Origin of the sequence: Pseudothioclava arenosa (assembly GCF_002358085.1) — a bacterium.
GTDB classification, from domain to species: Bacteria; Pseudomonadota; Alphaproteobacteria; order Rhodobacterales; family Rhodobacteraceae; genus Pseudothioclava; species Pseudothioclava arenosa.
Map to the genome: position 1 here is coordinate 1 of NZ_NTJD01000002.1, position 22,381 is coordinate 22,381.

General features: G+C 62.8%; 18 protein-coding genes and 2 pseudogenes. 13 read left to right on the forward strand and 7 right to left on the reverse strand.

Translation table 11 applies throughout. The features are described 5' to 3' along the window. The 3 genes and pseudogenes from CLN94_RS02285 to CLN94_RS02295 all read right to left on the reverse strand — a co-directional run. Window positions 1-119: pseudogene (locus CLN94_RS02285) on the reverse strand (IS3 family transposase); the annotation flags it as partial. Between the two features lie 197 nt (window positions 120-316). Then, entirely contained in the window at window positions 317-1,684 is a 1,368-nt protein-coding gene (locus CLN94_RS02290; RefSeq protein WP_096430743.1) for a sensor histidine kinase, read from the reverse strand. Continuing rightward, window positions 1,684-2,349: a response regulator transcription factor gene (locus tag CLN94_RS02295; protein WP_096430745.1), complete on the reverse strand. Its 666-nt coding sequence runs from the start codon at window positions 2,347-2,349 to the stop codon at window positions 1,684-1,686. Before CLN94_RS02295 ends, CLN94_RS02290 begins: the two co-directional genes overlap by 1 nt. 153 nt (window positions 2,350-2,502) lie before the next feature. On the opposite strand from CLN94_RS02295, the gene CLN94_RS02300 reads away from it, so the two are divergent. From CLN94_RS02300 to CLN94_RS02315, 4 genes are all read left to right on the forward strand, one after another. Further along, window positions 2,503-3,606, forward strand: a complete 1,104-nt coding sequence (locus CLN94_RS02300) for a Bug family tripartite tricarboxylate transporter substrate binding protein (RefSeq protein ID WP_096430747.1) — start codon at window positions 2,503-2,505, stop codon at window positions 3,604-3,606. Between the two features lie 168 nt (window positions 3,607-3,774). After that, window positions 3,775-5,709 (forward strand): tripartite tricarboxylate transporter permease, encoded by a 1,935-nt coding sequence (locus tag CLN94_RS02305; protein ID WP_425439438.1) that lies wholly within the window; start codon window positions 3,775-3,777, stop codon window positions 5,707-5,709. A gap of 58 nt (window positions 5,710-5,767) precedes the next feature. After that, complete coding sequence (locus CLN94_RS02310) at window positions 5,768-6,859, forward strand: 4-oxalomesaconate tautomerase (RefSeq protein ID WP_096430751.1); 1,092 nt, start codon at window positions 5,768-5,770, stop codon at window positions 6,857-6,859. Then, complete coding sequence (locus CLN94_RS02315) at window positions 6,856-7,821, forward strand: D-2-hydroxyacid dehydrogenase family protein (protein WP_096430753.1); 966 nt, start codon at window positions 6,856-6,858, stop codon at window positions 7,819-7,821. Before CLN94_RS02310 ends, CLN94_RS02315 begins: the two co-directional genes overlap by 4 nt. Here the strand turns inward: CLN94_RS02315 and CLN94_RS02320 are convergent. Then, complete coding sequence (locus CLN94_RS02320; protein WP_245845039.1) at window positions 7,802-8,857, reverse strand: AbrB family transcriptional regulator; 1,056 nt, start codon at window positions 8,855-8,857, stop codon at window positions 7,802-7,804. The two genes, CLN94_RS02315 and CLN94_RS02320, sit on opposite strands and share 20 nt — an antisense overlap. A 72-nt stretch (window positions 8,858-8,929) precedes the next feature. Between CLN94_RS02320 and CLN94_RS02325 the strand changes: the two genes are divergently transcribed. Genes CLN94_RS02325 through tcuB form a run of 3 tightly spaced genes read left to right on the forward strand, consistent with a single transcriptional unit; the run spans window position 8,930 to window position 12,076 of the window. Beyond that, window positions 8,930-9,598, forward strand: a complete 669-nt coding sequence (locus tag CLN94_RS02325; protein WP_096430757.1) for a GntR family transcriptional regulator — start codon at window positions 8,930-8,932, stop codon at window positions 9,596-9,598. Next, a complete protein-coding gene (tcuA, locus tag CLN94_RS02330; RefSeq protein WP_096430759.1) occupies window positions 9,595-10,986 on the forward strand; it encodes an FAD-dependent tricarballylate dehydrogenase TcuA in 1,392 nt (463 codons plus the stop codon). Before CLN94_RS02325 ends, tcuA begins: the two co-directional genes overlap by 4 nt. Continuing rightward, entirely contained in the window at window positions 10,976-12,076 is a 1,101-nt protein-coding gene (gene tcuB, locus CLN94_RS02335; RefSeq protein ID WP_096430761.1) for a tricarballylate utilization 4Fe-4S protein TcuB, read from the forward strand. Before tcuA ends, tcuB begins: the two co-directional genes overlap by 11 nt. A 41-nt stretch (window positions 12,077-12,117) precedes the next feature. Here tcuB and CLN94_RS02340 read toward each other — a convergent pair whose 3' ends face one another. Genes CLN94_RS02340 through CLN94_RS02350 form a run of 3 tightly spaced genes read right to left on the reverse strand, consistent with a single transcriptional unit; the run spans window position 12,118 to window position 16,503 of the window. Then, window positions 12,118-12,453, reverse strand: a complete 336-nt coding sequence (locus CLN94_RS02340) for an acyl-CoA thioesterase (RefSeq protein ID WP_096431425.1) — start codon at window positions 12,451-12,453, stop codon at window positions 12,118-12,120. Between the two features lie 50 nt (window positions 12,454-12,503). Then, window positions 12,504-15,215, reverse strand: coding sequence for a CoA-binding protein (locus CLN94_RS02345; RefSeq protein WP_096430764.1), 2,712 nt, complete (start codon window positions 15,213-15,215; stop codon window positions 12,504-12,506). Window positions 15,216-15,228: 13 nt separating this feature from the next. Continuing rightward, entirely contained in the window at window positions 15,229-16,503 is a 1,275-nt protein-coding gene (locus tag CLN94_RS02350; protein ID WP_096430766.1) for an ATP citrate lyase citrate-binding domain-containing protein, read from the reverse strand. A 423-nt stretch (window positions 16,504-16,926) separates the two neighbouring features. Between CLN94_RS02350 and CLN94_RS02355 the strand changes: the two are divergent. From CLN94_RS02355 to CLN94_RS02380, 6 genes and pseudogenes are all read left to right on the forward strand, one after another. Then, a pseudogene (locus CLN94_RS02355) lies at window positions 16,927-17,633 on the forward strand (IS6 family transposase). Window positions 17,634-17,962: 329 nt separating this feature from the next. Continuing rightward, window positions 17,963-18,682, forward strand: coding sequence for an energy-coupling factor ABC transporter ATP-binding protein (locus CLN94_RS02360; protein ID WP_096430768.1), 720 nt, complete (start codon window positions 17,963-17,965; stop codon window positions 18,680-18,682). Next, entirely contained in the window at window positions 18,676-19,296 is a 621-nt protein-coding gene (locus CLN94_RS02365) for an energy-coupling factor transporter transmembrane component T family protein (RefSeq protein ID WP_096430770.1), read from the forward strand. The genes CLN94_RS02360 and CLN94_RS02365 overlap by 7 nt, the downstream gene beginning before the upstream one ends. A 1-nt stretch (window position 19,297) precedes the next feature. After that, window positions 19,298-19,843, forward strand: a complete 546-nt coding sequence (locus CLN94_RS02370; RefSeq protein WP_096430772.1) for a biotin transporter BioY — start codon at window positions 19,298-19,300, stop codon at window positions 19,841-19,843. A 221-nt stretch (window positions 19,844-20,064) separates the two neighbouring features. Next, window positions 20,065-21,075, forward strand: coding sequence for an AraC family transcriptional regulator (locus tag CLN94_RS02375; protein WP_096431427.1), 1,011 nt, complete (start codon window positions 20,065-20,067; stop codon window positions 21,073-21,075). Between the two features lie 230 nt (window positions 21,076-21,305). Beyond that, window positions 21,306-22,343, forward strand: a complete 1,038-nt coding sequence (locus CLN94_RS02380; protein ID WP_096430774.1) for a zinc-dependent alcohol dehydrogenase family protein — start codon at window positions 21,306-21,308, stop codon at window positions 22,341-22,343. Window positions 22,344-22,381: the final 38 nt, after the last annotated feature.

Below are 22,381 nucleotides of genomic sequence, written 5' to 3' on the forward strand. Positions count from 1 at the left end.
TGCCGATCCAGGGTGTTGGACGCGACGACAGCGGGCTTCCCGCCATAGCGACCGGGGCGGCGCTTGTAGCCGACCTGTGCCATGATGCCGGCAATGCCAGCCAGCCGGGCGACCCGGTTCTCGGAAAAGCGTCTACAAATCTAGGGGCACCTCAAGCAGTCTTTCGTTGCTTCCTAATCCAAGTATTGCCACGACAGAGTCCTTTTGCCGAACCCTGTTAAGGTTGCGTCGCCTGAGTTGGAGGGAAGTCGATAAATGTGTGAACAATTTGAAATTGCTTCGATTTATCCTAGCATAGGTAATAGAGAGTCGTCCGCTAGCGTCGCAATATGACTTCAAAGACGGCGCCCGGTCCATCCCCCACGCAGCGCGCTTCGCCGTCGTGGGCAAGGGCCGCATCTCTGACAATTGCGAGCCCGAGGCCACATCCCCCCGAATGGTCCGAGCCGAGCCTGAGGAACCGGTCGAATATTCGCTCGCGTTGCGCGAACGGGACACCCGGACCGTCGTCCTCGAACTGCAGACTGACAGAGCTCGGTTCGAATGCGACTAAGACATTCAAGGTGCCCCCGGGGTGCAGGGCATACTTGGCTGCATTGTCTAGCAAGTTCTCCACCATTTCCTCAATCAGGATCGTGTCGCAATCGACTGGCCGGGGCGTGCCTCTAACCGAGAAGGTTACCTCGACATCGCGTGGCAATTGCGCCTCAGCGAAGGCGCGGACGCGCTCGCGGACCACCGTGAGCATGTCGACCGGCCGATGAAACTCCTTCAGGCTGCGACCCCTTACGCGTTCGAGCGATAGCAGTTGTGAGGTCAGCCGGCCGGTATCGCGCGCACTTTGCGCGAGGCCAGCGATGCGTGCGCGCAGCTCCGTCTCGTCTGGGGCGCTCATTGCGGCCTCAGCCTGACTTTGCATCGCGGCAACAGGGTTACGCATCTGATGTGCTGCATCCGAGATGAACCCATCGCGCAGGGCGAAGGCGCGCGCCAATCGCTCGAATAGCGAATTCGTCGTCTTAACAAGCGGGCGCAGTTCTGGCGGAACCCAGCGGCGGATCGGACGCAGGTCGTCGGGCGAGCGCTGACCGATCGCATCGCGTAGGTCCAAGAGCGGTTTTAGTCCCAGCTGGATCCCGAACCACAAAATCAAAGCGGCTGTCATGATCACAGACCCGAGTAGCAAGGATGACTGGATAACGAGTTCGCGAGACAGCGCGTATCGCTGAGTCACTGTTTGCCAGACTTCGACCGTCACCCATCCGCCAAACTGCGGTTCGCTTATGAACTCCTGCAAAACCACTGCCCGAACTGGTTTGCCCAAGGATACGCTGTCGAAGAAGAAGGGCTCACCGGCTGAAGGGCGTGAGCCTTCGGGCATCTCTGGCGGATCAGAATAACCTGTGACGAAGCTGTTACTCGGGCCGGTGATCCGGTAGTAAACTGGATCGCCGAGGGCCGAGGTCAGTTCTTCAAGGAGCTTTTCAGTCAGTACATCGCCTTCGGAGATCACAACATCGCGCGAAATCGTCAGCGCTACCGCAAGCAGAGTGTTGTCATAGAGCTCGCGGGAAAGTTGGATGGCCGCCTGATACCGCGCGAGGGATGCTGCTGCTGCGACGGCCATCAGCGGCAAGATCAATAGTAGAAACAACCTTCCCCGTAACGACAACTGGCGTAGCATCAATCTGCGTCCAGCATATAGCCGAGGCCGCGTGCTGTGCGGATTGTTGCGCCGCATCCTTCGATCTTTCGGCGCAAACGTGAGATTAGGAGCTCTACTGCATTGGCTTCGACTGGTGCGCCGGTTCCGTAAAGGGCATCTGCGATCTGATCCTTTTCCATCAGCCTTCCGCGATGTTTGAGCAGAAACTCAAATAGCGCAAGTTCCCGCCTTGGCAGGTCGATGAGGCTACCATGATGCTGGAGTGTGCGTTGCACGCGGTCATAAACTAGCTGTCCAACCGTTTCGTGCTCGGGCGCTATCTGCGGACGTCGCCGGGCCAGCGCGCGGAGGCGGGCTACGAGTTCCTGCATGTCGAAAGGCTTGACCAGGTAATCGTCGGCCCCGGCATCCAGACCTTCGACCCGCTCCGAAGTCTTGCCCCGCGCGGTCAGAATCAACACCGGGATCGTGTCGCTTCGCCCGCGCAGCCGTCGGATGATCTCGATCCCCGACAGTCCAGGCAGATTTACGTCGATCACGGCGACGTCCGCAGTGTTTTTTGTCAAGAAGCTGTCCGCCGCCAGGCCGTCATCCAGATGGTCCACCGCATGTCCCTGATCTTTCAAGGCATTCTCGATGCCTTTAGCAAGGTTCAGATTATCCTCCACCAAGATGATGTGCATCAGACGCCTTTTTAGTCTCCGGACAGGTTTTGGACAGGAACGCAGGTTAATGTCTTCATCAAGCCGATCTTGGGAGGAGAAATCAAGAACGGCAACACGCCATATCACCCGAGAAGAGCGAAATGGCGTGCCTAGGAAATTTGGGAGGATTTGATGAACACTAACTTCAACATCACGCGCCGTGTGGCGCTCGGGCTCGCTGTGGGCGCGATGGCGCTTGGGGTCGCTGGCCCTGCCGCGGCTGAAGCGAACTTTTCGGGGAAGACGGTCGAGTGGATCATTCCCTTCTCGGCGGGTGGCGGCTCGGACACTTGGGCGCGGTTCAATGCGCCGCTTTTGTCGAAATACCTCCCAGGCAACCCTGTCGTTGTCGTGGTGAACGAACCGGGCGGCGGGTCGACCAAGGGTACGAACCTGTTTGCGGCGCGCGCTAAGCCCGACGGGCTTACGATCCTCGGAACCTCGGGTTCGACGCAGTTTCCCTATCTATTGGGCGATCCGCGGGTGCGTTACGAATACAAGGACTGGAAGATCGCCATGGCCAGCCCCACCGGTGGTGTTGTCTACACTTCGCCCTCGCTGGGCTTGAACGGTCCCGAAGACATCGCGATGTTGAAGGACAAGAACCTCGTATACGCTAGCCAAGGCGCGACCTCGCTCGACCTCGTGCCGCTGCTGGGTTTCCGCCTGATGGATTTCGACGTGCAGCACGTGTTCGGCTTCAAGGGACGCGGTGACGGCCGTCTGGCCTTTGAGCGTGGCGAGGTGAATATCGACTACCAGACCTCGTCGGCTTATCTCAAGAGCGTCCAGCCGTTGGTCGATGCCGGACAGGCAGTTCCCCTTTTCAGCTGGGGCGTCCTGAATGAGGCGGGCGAGGTGGTGCGAGATCCCACCTTCCCCGACCTGCCTTCGTTCGTTGAAGCCTATGAGACGCTGACCGGCGCCGCGCCCTCGGGTCCTGAGTACGATGCGTATTTCGCCTTCTTCACGGCGGGCTTCCCAGCGCAGAAAATGGTGTTCCTGCCGGGCGAGACGCCGGACGAAATCGTGGATGCCTACCAGAAGGCGTTCGAGGACATGAAGGCCGATCCCGACTATCAGGCGAACGCGGACACGGTTCTGGGCGCCTATGGTCAGGTGACCGGCGTGCTGGCGCAAGCGCTCTTCGAAAAGGGTACGACCATCACCCCGGAGATCCGTGCGCAGGTCACCGGCATGCTCGCCGCCGAGTACGGCGTCAAGCTGGGCGAGTAATGATCCTCTAGCCCCTATTTCGGCGGGCGTCTGATCCGGCGCCCGCCGCATCTTCCTTCACACCACCAAGACCTGTCGCATCAGCGACCAACACGGGAGGTTCCTACCGTGGTCGATACCCTTTTGTCTGCGCTCTCAGCGCTCCTAACGTTTCAACACCTCGCCTATATGTTTGTCGGTGTCGGGGTCGGACTGATGATCGGTGTCATTCCCGGCCTGGGCGGGATTGCTGGCCTATCGCTTCTGATGCCATTCCTCTACGGAATGGAGGAGACTGCGGCGCTTGCAATGCTGATTGGTCTGGTGGCGGTTATCCCCACCTCCGATACCTTCTCATCGGTGCTGATGGGGATTCCCGGATCCTCGGCGAGTCAGGCGACGGTGCTCGACGGCTTCCCGCTGGCGCGCGAGGGGCAAGCCGCCCGCGCGCTCTCTGCAGCGTTCATCTCATCGATGGCGGGGGGGATATTCGGCGCGGTGGTGCTGACCGGTTTCGTGGTCATCGCGCGACCGATAATTCTGTCCTTCGCGTCGGCCGAGCTGTTCATGCTTTCGCTTTTCGGCCTGTCGATGGTGGCGGTTCTGGCCGGGCGCAGCCTTGCCAAGGGTCTGGCCGCCTGTTGCATCGGGTTGGTTATCGGCTCGATCGGGGGCGCGCCCGCGACGGGCGAGTTCCGCATGATCTTCGGGCTCGAGTATCTGTATGACGGTATCCCGCTGGTAATCGTCGGCCTTGGTTTCTTTGCCATTCCCGAGATCGCTGACCTCCTGCGCAAGAATTCGGCAATTGCCTCGGGTAACGCACTTGGTTCGGGTTGGTTTCAGGGCTTCCGCGATTGGTGGAAAAATATCTGGCTATCTATGCGTTGCGCTGGAATTGGCTGCATCATCGGCGCAATTCCTGGTCTTGGTGGATCGGTGGTGGATTGGATCGCCTACGGCCACGCGGTGCAAACCGTCAAGAAGGATCCGAAATTCGGCAAGGGCGATATCCGCGGCGTGATTGCGCCGGAAAGCGCCAACAACGCTATGCAGGGCGGGGCGCTGCTGCCAACCATGCTGTTTGGCATCCCCGGTTCGGGCGCGATGGCGGTGTTCCTGGGCGGTATGGTGCTGCTGGGCATTCAGCCCGGGCCGTCGATGGTCGGCGCGGATCTGAACATCACTTATTCGGTGGTCTGGTCGCTGGCGCTGGCCAACGTGATGGGGGCCGGGATCTGCCTTGCACTCGCTATCCCGATCTCGCGGCTCACGCAGATCCCGTTCCAGCGTCTTGCGCCGTTCATGATCGTGCTTATCTGCTTCGCTGCCTTCCAGGCGACGCGCTCGCTTGCGGATCTGGTCGCGCTGCTGTCGCTCGGTGTGCTCGGCGTTCTGATGAAGCGCTTCGGCTGGCCGCGCCCGGCGCTGCTGATCGGCTATGTGCTTGCCCCGCAGGCCGAGACCTACTTTTATCAGGCGCTACAATTCAATAGCTGGTCCTTCCTTGGCCGCCCCGGCGTCATCATCATCGGGCTGATGACGCTCGCCTCGGTGTTCTTTGGACTGCGCAACCGTGTCGATGAGCATGGCCATGTCGTGCCCAATGAAGACGACGCTCCGGACGTTCCGTCGTTCAAGGCGCACTTGCCGCAAATCGTCTTTGCGGCCGCGATGGCGGGGCTGCTGCTGGTGGCTCTGAATGACTCGCTCCGGCACGATTTCCTGGGGCAGATCTTCCCGTTGTCTGTCTCAGTCGTCGGGCTTGTGATGCTCGCGATCCTAATGCCCCAGCTGGTACGCGGAAAAATCGGTCATCACGCTCATTTTGACGCAGAGCTGACCGGGGATCATGTCGGGCAAGAGGGCATAGGAAACCTCTGGGGTGGCCTTGCCTGGATCGCAGGTCTGGTCGGCTTGACCGCGCTGATCGGCTTCTATGCCGCGTTGCTGGTTTTCTTCCCGGTGTTCCTGTGGGTGCGCGCTAAGGCAGGCCTGCTCGCCGTTGCCCTCATGACCATCGGTTGCGCGGGCTTCATCCTGACGCTGGCATGGGCGCTCTCGCTCAACTTCCCGACGGGGCTTCTGCAGGACTCCATCGAGCTTCCCTGGCCCTTCCGCTGAGCTTCATGGGCCCGCGCGGATCGCGCGGGCCCTCTCCATTCATCTGCAGGAGGCGAGCATGTCGCAGACCGCAATTCCCTTTCATTTCTTTCGCGGCGGCACCTCGCGCGGCCCCTATTTCCGGCGCGAGGACCTGCCCGAGGACAGCGAGACGCTTGCCCGCGTGCTGGTCGCGGCAGTGGGATCGGGGCACAAGCTCAACATCGACGGTATCGGTGGCGGCGCCGCGGTGACCACCAAGGTGGCGATGTTGTCGCGCTCGGACACCAACGATTGCGACATCGACTATTTCTTTGCACAGGTGAGCGTCGAGGACCGACTGGTCGATTTCAAACCGACCTGCGGAAACATCCTGTCGGGCGTGGGTCCCGCTGCGCTCGAAATGGGCCTGATCGCACCGCAAGGTGAGGTGACGCGAGTTCGTATCCGCTCGGTCAATACCGGTGCCAAGGTCGAGGCCGTGGTGCGCACGCCGGGCGGACAGGTCGATTACGCAGGTGAGGCCGCGATCGACGGCGTGCCGGGCACCGCAGCGCCGATCTATCTGAACTTCATGGATGTGGTGGGCTCGGCCACCGGGGCGCTGCTGCCCACCGGCGCATTGCGCGATATGATCGACGGGATCGAGGTAACCTGCATGGATGTAGCGATGCCGATTGCCATCGCGCGCGCCGCCGATTTCGGCCTGAGCGGCTATGAGTCCGTCGAAGAACTGGACGCGAACCGCGACTTCTATGCCCGGATGGAGCCCATTCGGCGCGAGGCCGGGCGGCGGATGGGGCTGGGCGATGTGTCGCAATCGGTCACACCAAAATTCGCGCTGCTGGCGCCGCCGCGCAACGGGGGCACGATCTGCGCGCGCTATTTCATGCCGTGGAACTGCCATCCGACGATGGCGGTGACCGGGGCGCAGTGCCTGGCGTCCTGCGTTCTGACGCCCGGGACTGTCGCCGAGGGGCTGTTCTGCCCGCCCGAGGGCACTCCTGCGTTGGTGCTGATCGAGCATCCCGGCGGCGCGATCGACGTGACTGTGGATTACGAGACCGGCCCCGCGGGCTTCACGCTGAAATCGGCGGGCCTCCTACGCACCGCGCGCCTTTTGGCCCGCGGCGAGCTGATGGTGCCCGAGGCAGTCTGGAGCGGCAAGTGAAGGTTCATATCCTCGACGACTGGTCCGATACCTTACGGAACCTCCCGTGTTTCGCACGTCTGGCCGCGCATGACGTCACGGTCTGGACCGATCATGCCGAGGGCCCCGCGCTTGCCGAGCGCTTGCGCGAGGCCGAGGCGATCTGCCTGTTTCGCGAACGCACCCGGATCACCACCGATCTCTTGGCGGAGCTGCCGAAGCTGCGGCTGATCTCGGGGCGGGGGGCGTGGCCGCATGTCGATGTTGGGGCCTGCGCGGCGCGCGGTGTGGCCTTCGCCAGCCGCAAACCCGCCGAGGCCCCCAACCACGCGGCCGCGGAATTGACATGGGCGCTGATCCTCGTGGCGCTGCGCGACCTGCCGCGGCAGATGGCCAATGCGAAAGCCGGGCTTTGGCAAACCGGCGTGGGCCGCAGCCTGCACGGCAAGACGATCGGCATCTACGGCCACGGCCGGATCGGGCAGCTGGTTGCGGACTATGCCCGGGCCTTTGGCGCAAGGGTGATCTGGTGGGGGTCGGAGACCGGGCGCGCCCGGGCCGCTGCCGCGGGAGGCGAGGTGCCCGCCAGTCGCGCGGAATTCTTTGCCCGATCCGAGATCCTGACGCTGCATCTGCGGCTTTGCCCCGAAACGCAGGGTATCGTGACCGCCGACGATCTGGCGCAGATGCCGCCGCGCTCGATTTTGGTGAACACCGCGCGCGCGGGGCTCATCGCGCCCGGCGCTCTTTTGGCGGCGCTCAACGCGGGGCGGCCTGAAATCGCGGCGCTCGATGTGTTTGATCGTGAGCCTTTGACGGATCCGGCCGATCCGCTGTTATCGCATCCGCGCGTTATCGCGACGCCCCACATAGGCTTCGTGACCGAGCAAGAATTCGATCTGCAATTCGCCGATGTCTTTGATCAGGTTAATGCCTTCGCGGTCGGGCGACCGATCAATCTGGTCACTTCTGCGGGCGCTTGACGCCAAGCAATCGGGCCGCAACCGGCGCACCCATGATTACCACCACGATCCGCGTCAGGTGATGCAGGATCACGAAGCCCAGGTCCGCCCCCGCCACCAGGGCCAGCACGGTCATTTCCGCCTGCCCTCCCGGGGCGAAGGCCAGAAACCCCTCGATCGGATGGGCAAGGCCGCTCAGTGTGACGATCTCGGTGAAGGCCGCTGCCATAACCGCAAGCAGTGTCACGAAGGCCAGCCCCGACAAGATGAAGCTGCGCATCTCGCGCAGGGTGACGCCAACGTACTGCACACCGATCCCAAGTCCGATGAAAAGCTGCGCGGCCCAGATCGCCTCGGCGGGCGGGCGCGTGTGGATCAACCCCGTCAGCGAAAGTGCGGCCGTCACGATCATCGGCCCCAGAATCGAGGCGCCGAACATTCCGATGCGCTCCGCCCCCTTCCAGCCCGCGACCGCCGCGAGAGCCATCAGCGCCAGTTCTTGCAGGGGTAGATCGCGCGCCGGGGCGCCTACGGCTCCGGTCAGCCCCGCGCCGTAAAGACCGGTCAGGATCATCGGCGCAAGCGTCACGATCACCAGAACCCGCGTGGCATGAATCAACGCCAGCGCGCGACCATCGCCCCCAGCTTCGGTGCCGAAGATCACCATATCCTGCAACCCGCCCGGCATGGCCGCATACCAAGAGGTTACCGGATCGTAGCCGAGGCGGCGGAAGAATGGCACGCCCACCAGCCCGATCAGCACGACGTAGACCGGCACCAACGCCACGCTGCCCATCATCTGCGGAATGCGTCCAACCACCTCGGGCGTGATCGAGGCCCCAACAGCGACTCCCAGAATCGTGCGGGCCAACACCGAGATTGCACCCATGCCTTTCAGCGGCATTCCCGCGAGCGCCGCAAGCAGGCAGGCGGTCATCGGCCCGAAAAGAAACGGCAGCGGCAGGCTCAGTAGGTGAAAGAACCCCACCCCGGTCAGCGCAAGCGCAAGTGTGGCAAGCCGTCGGGTAGACGTTCCGCGCATTGGGATCAAAGGCATCTCAAACCTCCTTGCGTATATTTGAATACAAATGTATACATTTGGATACAGGAATCGCAAGAGGGTCAAAACATGGCCGACGACACCGAAATCCCGCAAGGCCAAAGCGCCTATCGCCGCTTGCTCGACGAGATCCGCAACGGCACGCTGAGTCCCGGCGCGCGGCTGCGTGAAATCGAATTGGCCGAGCGGATGGGCATTAGCCGCACCCCCGTTCGCGAGGCGATCCGCCAGCTTGAGGCGGACGGGCTGGTGACGCATCTGCCACGGCAGGGCGCGACGATCCGCAGTCTCGATCACGCCGAGGTGGTCGAGCTTTATGAGATGCGCGCGGTGCTGGAAGGCACGGCTGCGCGGCTCGCGGCGCGGGCTGCCTCGGATATCGAACTGGCAGAGCTGGTCGCGCTCAACGACGAGCTCGCGCAGATGCCAGCTGGCGCGCTAGCCCGCGAGGTCAACCGCGTGTTTCACCGCACGCTGATCGAGGCCGCGCGCAACCGCTTTCTGATCAAGGCGATGAGTGCGTTGCAAAAGACGCTGCTGATCCTTGGGCCCACGACCCTGGCAGAACCGGAGCGCGCGATCGCGGCGGTTTCAGAGCACCGTGCCGTTCTTGACGCGCTTCTTGCGCGTGATGGGGCGGCCGCAGAAGCAGCGATGCGCGGGCATGTCGAGGCGGCACTCTCAGCTCGCATCCGCGGGATGCGCGGGCGCGAATTACCGATGGAGGACGAGGCATGAAAGATTGGCCCGAAACATTTGATATAGCCGTCGTTGGCGGTGGGAATGCAGCGCTGTGCGCAGCGATCACAGCAGCCGAGGCAGGTGCGAGTGTGCTGATCCTAGAAGGCGCGCCGAAGAGCTATCGCGGCGGCAATAGCCGCCACACGCGCAACTTTCGTTGCATGCACAAGGGGCCGATGTTTCCGCTGACCGACGCCTATGAGGAAGAAGAATACCTGCACGACCTGATGCTGGTGACCAAGGGCAAAACCGATGAGGGGCTGGCCCGGCTGGCGATCCGTTCATCCGAGGAGTGTCTGCCCTGGATGCAGGCGCATGGCGTGCGGTTCCAGCCGTCGCTCTCGGGCACGCTCAGCCTGTCGCGCACCAACGCCTTTTTCCTAGGCGGCGGCAAGGCGTTGGTGAATGCCTATTACAACACAGCCGAGGACCTTGGCGTGAAGGTCGCATACGAGGCACTGGTGAGCCACGTCCATCGTGAGGGCGACTGTATCACGCACCTCGAAGTTGAGATCGCCGGTCGCCCTGTAACCGTCAAGGCGCGGGCCTTCGTGTTGGCGTCGGGCGGGTTTCAGGCAGATATCGATTGGCTTGCCCGCGCTTGGGGGCCATCGGCGCGAAACTTCCTGATCCGCGGGACCCCCTACAACCGCGGCGTCGTGTTGCGCGACATGATCGACCAAGGTGCCGAGCAGGTCGGAGACCCGACCCAATGCCACGCCGTCGCAATCGACGGGCGCGCGCCGAAATACGACGGCGGCATCGTTACCCGGCTCGACTGCGTACCGTTCTCGATTGTGCTCAACACGAAGGGCGAGCGCTTCTACAACGAGGGCGAGGATGTCTGGCCCAAACGTTATGCGATTTGGGGCCGTCTTGTCGCGGCGCAGCCCGATCAGGTGGGTTTCGCTCTTATAGACGCGAAGTCGATCGACCTGTTCATGCCCTCGGTCTTTCCGCCGGTGAAGGCCGACACGATCGAGGAACTTGCCGAGAAGATGGGCCTGGACCCGCAGACGGTGCGCCAGACGGTCGATGGGTTCAACGCCGCCTGCCGCCCGGGCAAGTTCCACCCGACCGAGCTGGACGGCCTGGCGACCGAGGGCCTGGATGTGCCCAAGACCAACTGGGCGCGCCCACTCGATACGCCGCCCTTCTACGGCTATCAGCTGCGTCCCGGCGTGACCTTCACTTATCTAGGGCTGAAGGTCGATGCCCAAGCGCAGGTGCACGGTGCCGAGGGCCCGATCCGCAATCTTTGGGCCGCGGGCGAGATCATGGCGGGCTCGATCCTTGGTCAGGGCTATCTGGCTGGCTTCGGCATGACCATCGGAACTGTATTTGGACGTATCGCAGGCAAGGAGGCCGCCGCCCATGTCGCTTGACCTTTCTCCCCCGACCCTCCCTGCAACCGAGGAGGCCCGTCGCCAGATCGAGATCTGCAACGCCTGCCGCTATTGCGAGGGCTTCTGCTCTGTCTTTCCGGCGATGACTCGGCAGAAGGCCTTTGCCGATGGCGACCTGACTCAACTGGCCAACCTGTGTCATAACTGCCGCGGCTGCTACTACGCCTGCCAATATACCGCGCCCCATGAGTTCGCGCTGAATATCCCCGCAGCATTGGCTGAGGTGCGTGTCGAAAGCTGGGAGCGTCTTGCGCGCCCGCGGGTCATCGCGAGTCTGTTCCAGACGCATGGCGTGGCGATGGCCGGGCTTCTGGTAGTTGTGTTGGCGCTGTTCTTCTGGGCGCTGAGCGCCCTGCGCCCCGAAGCTGGTGCAGGCTTCTATGCCTATCTGGCGCATAATACTCTCGTGGCGATCTTCGCCCCCGCCTTCCTGCTGCCGCTGGCGCTGATCGCGCTGTCGGTGCGCGATTATTGGCGCGAAGTTGGCGGCGGCCGGGTGCGGCTAACCCATGTGCTGAGCGCCTTTGACAGCGCTGCAAGGATGAAGAACCTTTCGGGCGGCCACGGCGAAGGCTGCAACTTCGAGAAGGGCGACCGCTTCAGCGACCGCCGCCGGGTGTACCACCAGCTGATGATGTATGGCTTCCTGCTGTGCTTCGCCTCGACCGCCAGCGCGACGTTGCTGCACTATGTTCTCGCCCTCGAGGCCCCCTATTCGCTGATCTCTGTACCCAAGCTTCTGGGTGTGCCGGGCGGGCTAATGATGGTGGTGGGCAGCGCGGGGCTCGGCTGGCTTAAACTGCGCGCCGACCGCTCGCTGGGCGCTGCGCGTGTCTGGGGCGGAGAGATGGCTTTCGTGCTGCTTCTGGGCGCGGTCGCGCTCACCGGGCTCGCACTTTATGCCGCGACCGGCTCGACCTTGGTCAAACCGCTGCTGGCAATCCATCTGTCGACGGTGATGGTGCTGTTCCTGCTGATGCCGTTCTCAAAAATGGTGCATGGCTTCTATCGCCTCGCGGCACTGATCGCCGAGGCGGGCAAGCCCGCCCCAGCCGGAGAACGTGCGTAAACGGTCTCTCGACCGCTGACGTTACGGGCCTGCCTGGCCGGTCAGCGGTCGGAGATTGGGCGGGGTCGGCCCTCGCCATCCAGAGCGACAAAGGTGAAGGTGGCGTCAGTCACCTTTACGCTTTCTTCGGCATAGCGATTGCGTCTCCAGGCTACGACGTGGATGCGCATCGACGTGCGCCCCGAACTGAGAAGATCGGCGTAAAGCGAAACCTCATCGCCCACTTTCACGGGTTTATGAAAGGTCATGCCGTCCACCGCGATGGTGGCTGAACGTCCCCGCGCTATCCTTGCAGCAAGATTTCCTGCTGCAAGGTCCATCTGCGCCATAAGCCAGCCGCCGAAGATATCCCCGGAAGGGTTCGTGTCGGCGGGCATGGCAATGGTCCGAATGACGGGTTCGCCCGAAGGCTGGTCAAACGACAAGTTCAGAGCACATGACCACAAGCGGCGGCTGGTGTTCGTGTGTCCATGTTGCGCCCCCGGTTGAGATGGTCGTCGATCTCGGCGGCTGCGCCAATCATGCGACCGAACAGAAACACCGTAAAGGCGGCGGTCTCAAGATCGCGGGGACTCAGCGCACCCGACTGATAGTCCTTCCAGAGAACGGACAGAAGCAAAGCAGCGATGATCGCATCGATGTTGACGCAGAATACATAGGGTGAGGCGCCCACCTCGAACAACTCGCGCACCAGGTGGCGGTAGAAGTCGTGGAAGATGTTGTATTCGCCACGTTCCTCCATGAAGCGCGCGATGAAGCGTTCGCGGGGGTCAAAGTTCTCGGGTTTGCCCTTGAAGACTGGGTGATGCACCCCCGGCAGCGCCCGAACTTCTTGCCCTAGCTCCTTGGCGTAGCGTTTTTCCGCCTTGTAGCTAAGGGCGAACTTGTGGGCCATCGCTTTGAGGTCCAGCCCATGGGCCGGGTCGGTCGGGTCGGTCAGCGAGCAGCCTTGGAACTGGTCGAGCAGGAAGGCCATGCCCTCGAAACCGTTACCGCCGTGGCTATAGCCCGAGTGTGTCAGGAAACCGATCATCGCCTTGTTGATCTGCACGCGTTCCGGTGTCTGTGGCCCGTCCGCCGCGACTGCGCCCTTGGCTCCTTGGGCAGAAATCGCGCCCGGACCGTTGGATATCAACAGCCCGATCAGGATCTGGATATAAAGCGCTTCGGTCGGCCCCGGTTTCTTGCCGGTCATGGCAAGGCAGCAGAGGTCAGCCATCGTCCAGTTCTGGAAGCGTTCGGAGCGCGGTATACCCCACAGGCTACCTGACTGATGGTGCTCTTTCGGGATAGTCGCCCCGACCATGACGCCATAAAGACGCAGGTACCAAGGAAGCGTCTCGGTCGTGAGGCGGCTGATCCGCTTGCGCACCATCGGTCCCCAGGCGATCGTTGTGGTGAACGCAGCCAGAATTGCGTCTCGCGACAGTCTTTCACCGAAGCTTTGAAGCAGTCGCAGGAAGACGGAGCGGCCGCCGCGCGCTGCCATAGCTTCCAGCATGGCCTCCGGCCTTGGGTCTTCGGCCTCGTCCTGAGTGGCGAGAAACAGCTTACGTGTTTCGTCGTCCACCGCGATGGTTGAGATATCGAAAGCTTCGTCGCGCCCGTCACGCAGGTCGGACTTCGCGAATAGCTCCACCAACGCTTGTGCACAGGCCAGGGCCCGTTCGACCCGGCGCGGGCCGGTGATCGCCGCGGCGACCGCCATGATCGCGTTTGGTGCATTGCCTGCATCGCGCGCAGCATCCGTCGCCACAAGGATCGGGTCGCCTACGAGGTTGACCTCAGCCGACACCGCGATGTCGAGCAATGCACGGTCATGGGCATCGGCCAGCTCGTGGACGAGCGGCAAGGCGAACATCGCGTTCAGCGGTTGCAAAGCCAGGTCGAGAACCGTGTGCCCATGGACGCTGGTCACCTGAGTTTTTGGATCCATGACACTGGCGCCGGATTTGTCCTTCATTCCCTGCCGCGCAATCACGGCGCCGATCTGGTCCGAGAGAGCGGTGATCTGTCCCGCATAGGGGTCTGGCGCTGTCACAAGGGGCAGGGCGACTTCGGGCGGTAAATGCAGACCCTGATCGTTTGCGATCCACGGTTTCAGCGCAAGCGAGCCACGCGGCGGGAAATCGGGCTGCATGTCATTCAGCGCCATGACGGCCGTCAGTGCGGCAGGAATGTCAGCGATGTTGGTTACCAACGCCCCCTTGGCCGAGGCGTGCGGCGTTTCCGCAGTGAAGACGCCGTCTGTCCCGAATGCCTCGATGAACCAGCGCTCCTTGTCCTCGGCACTATCGCCGGAGCCGGCCATTGCGCCGGCATGGCCTACCGCACGGGTGAGTTTGGACTTCCATCGCCCGACGACGCAGGCAACCACGGGTTTGGACCAGTCGATATCCTTTTCGTAATATCCACCCGGTTCCACATAAAGCACTGCGGCGCGCGACCGGGGGTCATTCGCAAAGCCATGCGCAAAGTCGCGCGCGCCATATTGAATGTACACATCCTTCCCGGATGAGATGAGCGTAGTCGTGCCCCAGCCCGCCGTGGCCATGTATTGCGCGATCGTGGTGGTAAAGCCGCCTGAGTTGGAAAAGACAGCAACCGACCCCTTGAGAAGCGACTCCTCGGGATGGTCGCCGCCAAGAGCGCCGCCGATACGGACGCGAGACCAAGAATCCGCCACGCCAAGACAGTTGCCGCCCACGATGTCGACGCCATTGGCCTGTGCCATCGCCCTGATCTCACGCGCGTCGTGAACGGCGATCTTTTCGGTGATGATCACGATCTTGCGCAAATCTGGATTGACCCGGATCAGTTCTGCAACGCCGTCGCGCACGCCCGAGGGCGGCAGATACACGACCCCCGTGTTGAACCGGTGCCCCGCCTTGAGCCCCTCGAGTACGCTATTGAACACCGGGATGTCTCCCGCTGGTGTTTTCAGCACCTGCCCAGAGCGACCGGGCGATGTGCCGAATACGACATTGCCCCCGGAAAAGGCATGGCTGACGGGTGTTACCGTTCGGCTTTCGCCGCCGAGGATATTCAATACGCAGACGCGATCTTCCGGCGTGGCGATTTGGTCGAGACGGTCAATGCCCAGATAATACGGCAAACTGGCGATTCCCTGACGATACATGGCGCGTTCCTCCTCAGGCGCTGATATTCATGGCGCGGGCGATCTCGTCGCGTCCGCCGCTGCGCATCCACTGGTCCACCTGTTTCGCATAGGCGACAACTTCAGAGATGGCGCTGTCGAAGCCGAAGAACCGATACGGCACACCAAGGCTGTCCAGCGTGTCGGCCAGATTGCCCATGCCGCGCACCAAGTTCGGCCCGCCCCGGCCTACGACGACATACAGCGGCACTGGCCCGTGCTTGGCAAAATGCTCTCGCAACGCGTCGCCCATGCCCCGGAAAGTCTCCAGGATATCGGTGTTGTTAGACTTGCCCCCGATAATGAAAAGGACGTTGGTTTGCTTCAGGAAATGGCGGTAGCAGATCGAGGCAACGGCCTTCATCTTCTCATAGGGAGGGTTCCCGCCGAAATCCGATGAGATGATAGCTGAATCACCCAGAACCTCCGTCACGAGCGAGTTCGCCCCGCCGCCAAAGGTGGGGGCCAGGATCGTTCCCTTGTCATTGATGACGAAGACATCGGACTGCCCCTGATGCGTTCGAAGCTGGTTCACCTCTTGCTCGAAATCCGAGATATCTGCGGCGAACAGGTAATCCGGCAGTCCGAGGCGACCGACCCTTGGGTCATCCCGGTCGAACCCGCATTTGAAATCGCATGCCACCGGTGTCAGTCGGCCATCCTTTCCGGCGAGCATCCGGATCGGGTTCAACTCCAACGTGGTCATGCCATAATGGTGCATCAGCTCCCACAACTTCGGCAGATGCTGAACGAGCGGAGAGATAATCTCCTTCGGGGCCCCGATCCTGGTGAGGGCGTTGGCGACGACAAAGGCCTTCAATCCCGTCAAAGCATCGAATGGAACGCTGGCGATTTCAGACTTGTCCAGTTCTTCGATATCCACTCCGCCGCGATGCGTGATCGTCATCGTCGGTGCGCGAAAACGAGTGTCGTCGGTAATGGCGAAATAGACTTCATGATCGGCTGGGACGCCAGCTTCGAATGTCACTCCGTTTGCCTTAGCGACCGCATTGCCGTGGCGGTGTTCGGCGAAATAGAGCCGCTCTTTCTCGGCTAGAGCAGTCTTGAGGTCACGTGCGCGACCGATCAGGCCGGCCTTGCCCTTCTTGCCGACCCCTCCACGGAACAACGGCTTCACAAAGATCAGCTTGTGCTTGTCGATCAGGGCCTGAATTTGATCCTCGGTCGCATCTGGACCCAAAACTTCGGAAGTCGGAAAGCCTACATGGGTTAGCAGGCGCGCACCCGTCAGCATGCCGGTCACTTGCATCGAATATCCTCCCATTCGTCTGCGTGGGGGAGTGTGTACGCCGCTAACCTGTCGATGGCCTGTCGGGGCAGGAAAAAGTGACGTGAAAAATGTGGCCCTTGTTCCAATGCACGCTCATGATGAGGCGGGTGCATGCTCAAAGTGACGCAACTAAATAGAGTTGCCTTGCCGCCCGTGAGCGGCATTGGCTGGGTTTGATCGTGACTGGTCTCAACCACCTTGCGGACGAAAGCGCCTAGATGGTGCTGATCTCCCCCAGTGAATCGGGCCGCCGGTTCTTGTCATACAAACCTAGCTTGAGGCGGGGACAGGGAGGCGCTAGCGTTTGCCCATGACCAAACCCAAACCTTTCAATTAACTCAGAAAGGTCTTGTCAGGGGGAATCCCGTTGAGCGGGGCAGGGTGGTCTCGTAGCGTTTGGGGATGACGAAAGATGCCCCATTCAAGTATTTTCGGACCAGCCCGGAAGTCATTCGCCTGGCCGTCATGATGTACGTCCGGTTTCCCCTATCGCTGCGCTACGTCGAAGACCTGCTGCACGAACGCGGTATCGAGATCAGCCATGAATCCGTCCGTTTCTGGTGGAACCGTTTTGGCCCGATGTTCGCCTCGGAGATCCGTGCGCGACGCGTCGAACGGCTGCGCTCCGGTCCTCAGTGGCGCTGGCATCTCGACGAGGTTTTTGTGAAGATAAATGGCGAACGCCACTACCTCTGGCGGGCGGTCGATCACGAAGGTGAGGTTCTCGAGAGCTTCGTGACGAAGACGCGAGACAAGAAAGCGCCTTGAAATTCTCGAAGAAAACGATGCGGAGATATGGTCGGCCCGTGGCCATCGTCACGGATCTTCTGCGGTCTTATGGCGCGGCGCTGAAGGCGATCGGCGCGGTAAGTCTACAAGAAACCGGCCGTTGGCTGAACAACCGGGCCGAGAATTCCCACTTGCCATTCCGAAGACGGGAACGCGCGATGCAGCGGTTTTGGCGGATGCGAAGTCTGCAGAAATTCGTCGCCGTCCACGCCTCGGTCTTCAACCATTTCAACTCGGAGCGCAGCTTCTATTCTAGAGCGAATTTCAAGAAGAACCGCGCCGCTGCTCTAGCTGAGTGGCGCGGCCTCTGCGCGGGATAAGGGGCCGCGCTACTGTCCTAGTGGAGACGAGTTCGAATCCGTCTGACAGCACCGCCAGAAACCAATCAATATATTCGGGTGATCCGGCGAGTTGCGATGCTTGGTGTCGCGCGCCTCATGTGGGTATTTGGCCTGAGGCGGCCTGATGAAAATCTGTTCACCTCTCAACGCAGAAGATCGCCGTAAGCTTGGGCATGGTCTCCGTGTGCCGCAGCAGGCGCAGGATCAGCGGCTCGGGTTCGGCCTCTTGAGGGGTCTGGACAGAAGCCTCCTGCGTTGACGGGGGGGCGTGAAACGGGCAGGGAGGGGGAGAACGCTACGAGGCCCCCATGACCCAGCCGCCCCTTCGGGTGATCGCCATCGAGAATGTCACCCTCGCGCGCGAGGGGCAGGGGGTGTTTGCCGGGCTGGATCTGCGGCTGACTGAACGCCGGGTGGGCATTGTCGGGCGCAACGGGTCGGGGAAATCCTCGCTGATCCGGCTGGCGGCGGGGCTGATCGCGCCGCAGGCGGGGCGGGTTTCGGTGAACGGTGTGGATGTCGTGCGTGACCGGGAGGGGGCGCTCGCGACCGTCGGGATCCTGTTCCAGAACCCCGATCATCAGATCATCTTTCCGACCGTCATCGACGAGCTGGCCTTTGGTCTCGAACAGCAGGGGCGCCCTCAGGCCGAGGCGCGCGAGATCGCGCGGGAAATGCTTGCGCGCTTTGGCCATGCCGACTGGGAAGAGCGGCTCTGCCACATGCTGAGCCAGGGGCAGCGGCAGCTTGTCTGTCTGATGGCGGTGCTGGCGATGGGCCCGGACTGGGTGTTCTTTGACGAGCCGTTCAACAGCCTCGATATCCCCGCGGCCTTGCGGATCGAGGCGCGGATCGCGGAGCTTGCGCAGAATGTCGTGCTGGTCACGCATGATCCGGCGCGGCTGGGCGGGTTCGACCGGGTGATCTGGCTCGACGAGGGGCGGATCGTGGCGGATGGGGCGCCCGGCGAGGTGCTGCCCGCCTATGTCGCCGAGATGGAGCGCCTTGCGCGCGCGGCGCCATGCTGAGCCTCGCCCTGCCGGGAGCGAGCTGGGCGCACAGGCTGCCGGTCGGGGTGAAGCTTGCGGGGCTGGCCGTGGTGATGGTGGGCGCGATGCAGTTGCGCGACCCGTGGGTGATCGCGCTCGCGCTCGTGGGGCTGGTGGGGCTTTACGCGAGCCTCGGGCGCGCGGGGCTTGCGGCGGGGCTGCGGGCCGCGCGCTCGCTGTTCTGGATCGTGGCGGTAATCCTGCTTTGGCATCTTGTGACCGATCAGGCACGTCTTGGGCTGACACTTGGCCTGCGGGTGTTCCTGATGGTGGGGCTGGCGAATTTCGTGACCCTCACGACGCCGCTTCCCGAGCTGATTGCGCTGATCGAGTGGTTGGCCCAACCGCTTTCCCGGCTTGGCCTTTCGCCGAGGCTGCCCGCGCTGTCGGTCGCGCTGATGGTCCGGTTCATCCCGATCCTGCAGGGCCGTTTCGGCCAGCTTGGCCTTGCCTGGCGGGCGCGCTCGCGGCGGCGTCCGGGGTCGCGCCTGCTTGCGCCATTGTCCTTTTCGCTACTTGACGATGCGGAGCATTTGGCCGAGGCGTTACGCGCGCGCGGTGGCTTGGCGCCGCGGAAACAGGGGAAAGACTGACTTGGAACGGAACTTCACGCTTGTGATCCTTTTCGCGGCCTTGATCGCGGTGCTGGGCCTTGTGCCCCCGATCCCGCTGACCTTTGGCGTGCCGATCTCGGCGCAGTCGCTGGGCGTGATGCTGGCGGGGGCGGTGCTGGGCAGCTGGCGCGGCGCGGCGGCGGTGCTTGTGGTGCACGGTGTCGTGGCGCTTGGCCTGCCGGTTCTCGCGGGCGGGCGCGGCGGGCTCGGTGTCTTCACATCGCCGACCGTGGGCTTCCTGATCGGCTGGCTGCCGGCCGCCTTCGTGACCGGCCTTGTCGTCGAGCGGATGCGCAGCCTGCGTGTCGGGATCGCGGCCGGGATCGGGGCGGTGATCGGCGGCATCGTGGTGCTTTATCTGTGCGGCACGGTCGGGCTGATGGTGGTGCTCGACAAGGGGCCGTTCGAGGCGCTGATGCTCTCGCTGCCCTTCATCCCGGGCGACCTGATCAAGGCGGCGCTGGCGGGGTGGCTCACGCAGACGATCGCCCGCTATCGTCCCGGCGCGCTGCTGTCGCGCGCCTGACGCGGGCACAGACAGGATTGGGAACGGCCCGGCCAGACTGCGCCGGGCCGTTTTCATTCGCGCGAACCGGGCCCTGCGGTCGCGCACATTGGGCCTGCGCCAAATAAGCTTGCCCGACCTCCGTCAGGGCGACACAATGTTGCGCGCATGGTTCGGGCGGAGCGGCGGGGCTGCATTGACCGTTCATGCAGGCGGGGTCGCGGTGCTGGGAGGAACTGGCGATGCTTGAGAGGGCGCTCCTTGAGGATGGGCGTGGCGAGACGCTGCTGCAAGGCAAGCTCAACGACACGCGCGACTGGCAGGTGGTCAACGACTTCTGCACCAAGACCTACATGCCGCTCTCGACGCGACCGCTGACGCGGGGCGCCGACCCTGATGCCACGATCCGGATGCTGAAGGTTGGCGGGATCAGGTTCAGCCGGTTCTGCTTTGGCACGCCGACGCGTGCGGATGATTTCGATCCGGATTCGGGCAATATCATCGTCGTCAACACCCTGCGCGGCAGCGTGCGTCACCCGTTGCTGGGGAATGACGCGGTCGATAGCCGGCCCGGCGACAGCTATGTGGTGGATTGCTCGCGCACGGATTACTGGAATGTCGCGGACGGGAGCGATCTGCAGCTCAACCTGACGATCCCGCACAAGCTGATGGAGGAAACCGCCGCGCGCTGGTACGGCTTCGTTCCGGGCGACGATCTGTGGAAGAAACGCCTGATCTTCAGCGCCGGGCAATCGGCCTGGCTGTCCTTGCTCGATTACACGACCCGCTCGCTCGATGCGCGCCATGACGGCATCGGCGATCCGCTGATCGAGCGGCGGATCGAAGAGATGATCTGCCTTGAACTGCTGCAGAACTGGGCCGCCAATTCGGGGCTGAACCTTGAAACCGGTGCCCGGTCTGCCGCCCCGCGTTACGTGCGCGAGGCTGAGCGGATCATGGTCGAACGCGCCGCCGAGGCACTCAGCATCACCGAGATCGCGGCCGAGCTTGAGATCAGTGCGCGCAGCCTTTCCGAAGGGTTCCGGCGGTTTCGCGGGATCTCTCCGCATGACTTCATGACCGCGCAGCGGCTGGACGGATTGCGCCGTGCCTTGCTGCAGGCCGAGCGGGGCGAGACGGTCCGCTCGATTGCCTCGGCGCGTGGCTATGTCAATTTCGGCGCGATGACCGCCGCCTATCGCAAGCGGTTTGGGGAAAGCCCGGGGCAGACGCTGGCGGCTGCTCGTTCCTGACCGCGCGCCAGCCCCGTCGTCACCCCCCCCCGTTGATGTCGCGGCGTCTTTCCGCGATGCGGCGTGGGTTTGCTTCTGAAACGGATCGGTGTTTTCCGGTTTCGATCGGGTTTTGGTATACCACGGTCTATCTCTTTGAGGCGCCCGGGCTAGGCTCTGGCGCAGGCAGGTGTGCGGCGGGCAGGGGTTCGCTCGCGCATCGGACGCCGAATGCAAAGAGGAGGAGACCCATGAAAGCACTCGTGTATCAGGGCCCCGGGCAGAAGGCCTGGGCCGACAAGGACAAGCCCGAAATCCAGAAGCCGACGGATGTGATCGTGAAGATCACCAAGACCACGATCTGCGGCACCGACCTGCATATCCTGAAGGGCGATGTGCCGACGGTCGATGCAGGCCGGACGCTGGGCCATGAAGGCGTGGGCGTGGTCGAGGCGGTGGGCGCCGCGGTGGAGAACTTCAAGCCGGGCGATGCGGTGCTGATCTCCTGCGTGACCTCCTGCGGGAAATGCGCCAACTGCAAGCGTCAGCTCTATGCGCATTGCTCGGATGGCGGCTGGATCCTGGGCCACCTGATCGACGGCACGCAGGCCGAATATGTGCGCATTCCGCATGGCGACAACTCGCTCTACCCGATCCCGGACGGGGCCGACGAAGAGGCGCTGGTGATGCTGTCGGACATCATGCCGACGGGGCTCGAGATCGGCGTGCAATACGGCAATGTCAAACCGGGCGACACGATCGCGATCATCGGCGCGGGGCCGGTGGGGATGTCGGTGCTCCTGACCGCGCAGTTCTATTCGCCCGGGCGCATCGTGATGATCGACATGGACCCTGCGCGGCTTGAACTGGCCAAGCAGTTCGGCGCGACCGACACGATCCAGGTCGGCGCCGATGATCCGGTGGCGAAGATCCTCGAGATGACCGGCGGGCTTGGCGTTGATGTCGCCATCGAGGCGGTGGGCGTGCCCGCGACTTTCGATATCTGCCAGAAGATCGTCTCGGCCGGCGGCAATATCGCCAACGTGGGCGTTCACGGTGCGCCGGTTCAGCTTCATATCGAGGAGCTCTGGATCAAGAACATCAACATCTCGATGGGCCTCGTGAGCACAAACACGACGCCGATGCTGCTCAAGACGCTGAACGCGGGCAAGGTCAATCCCGGCAAACTGGTGACCCACCGCTTCAAACTCGACGAGATCCTGGAGGCCTACGAGGTCTTCGGAAACGCCGCGCGCGAAAAAGCCATGAAGGTCATCCTCAACGCCTGAGCGGGGCCTCGCTTGAAATGGGCCTGCGCGACGGTGGT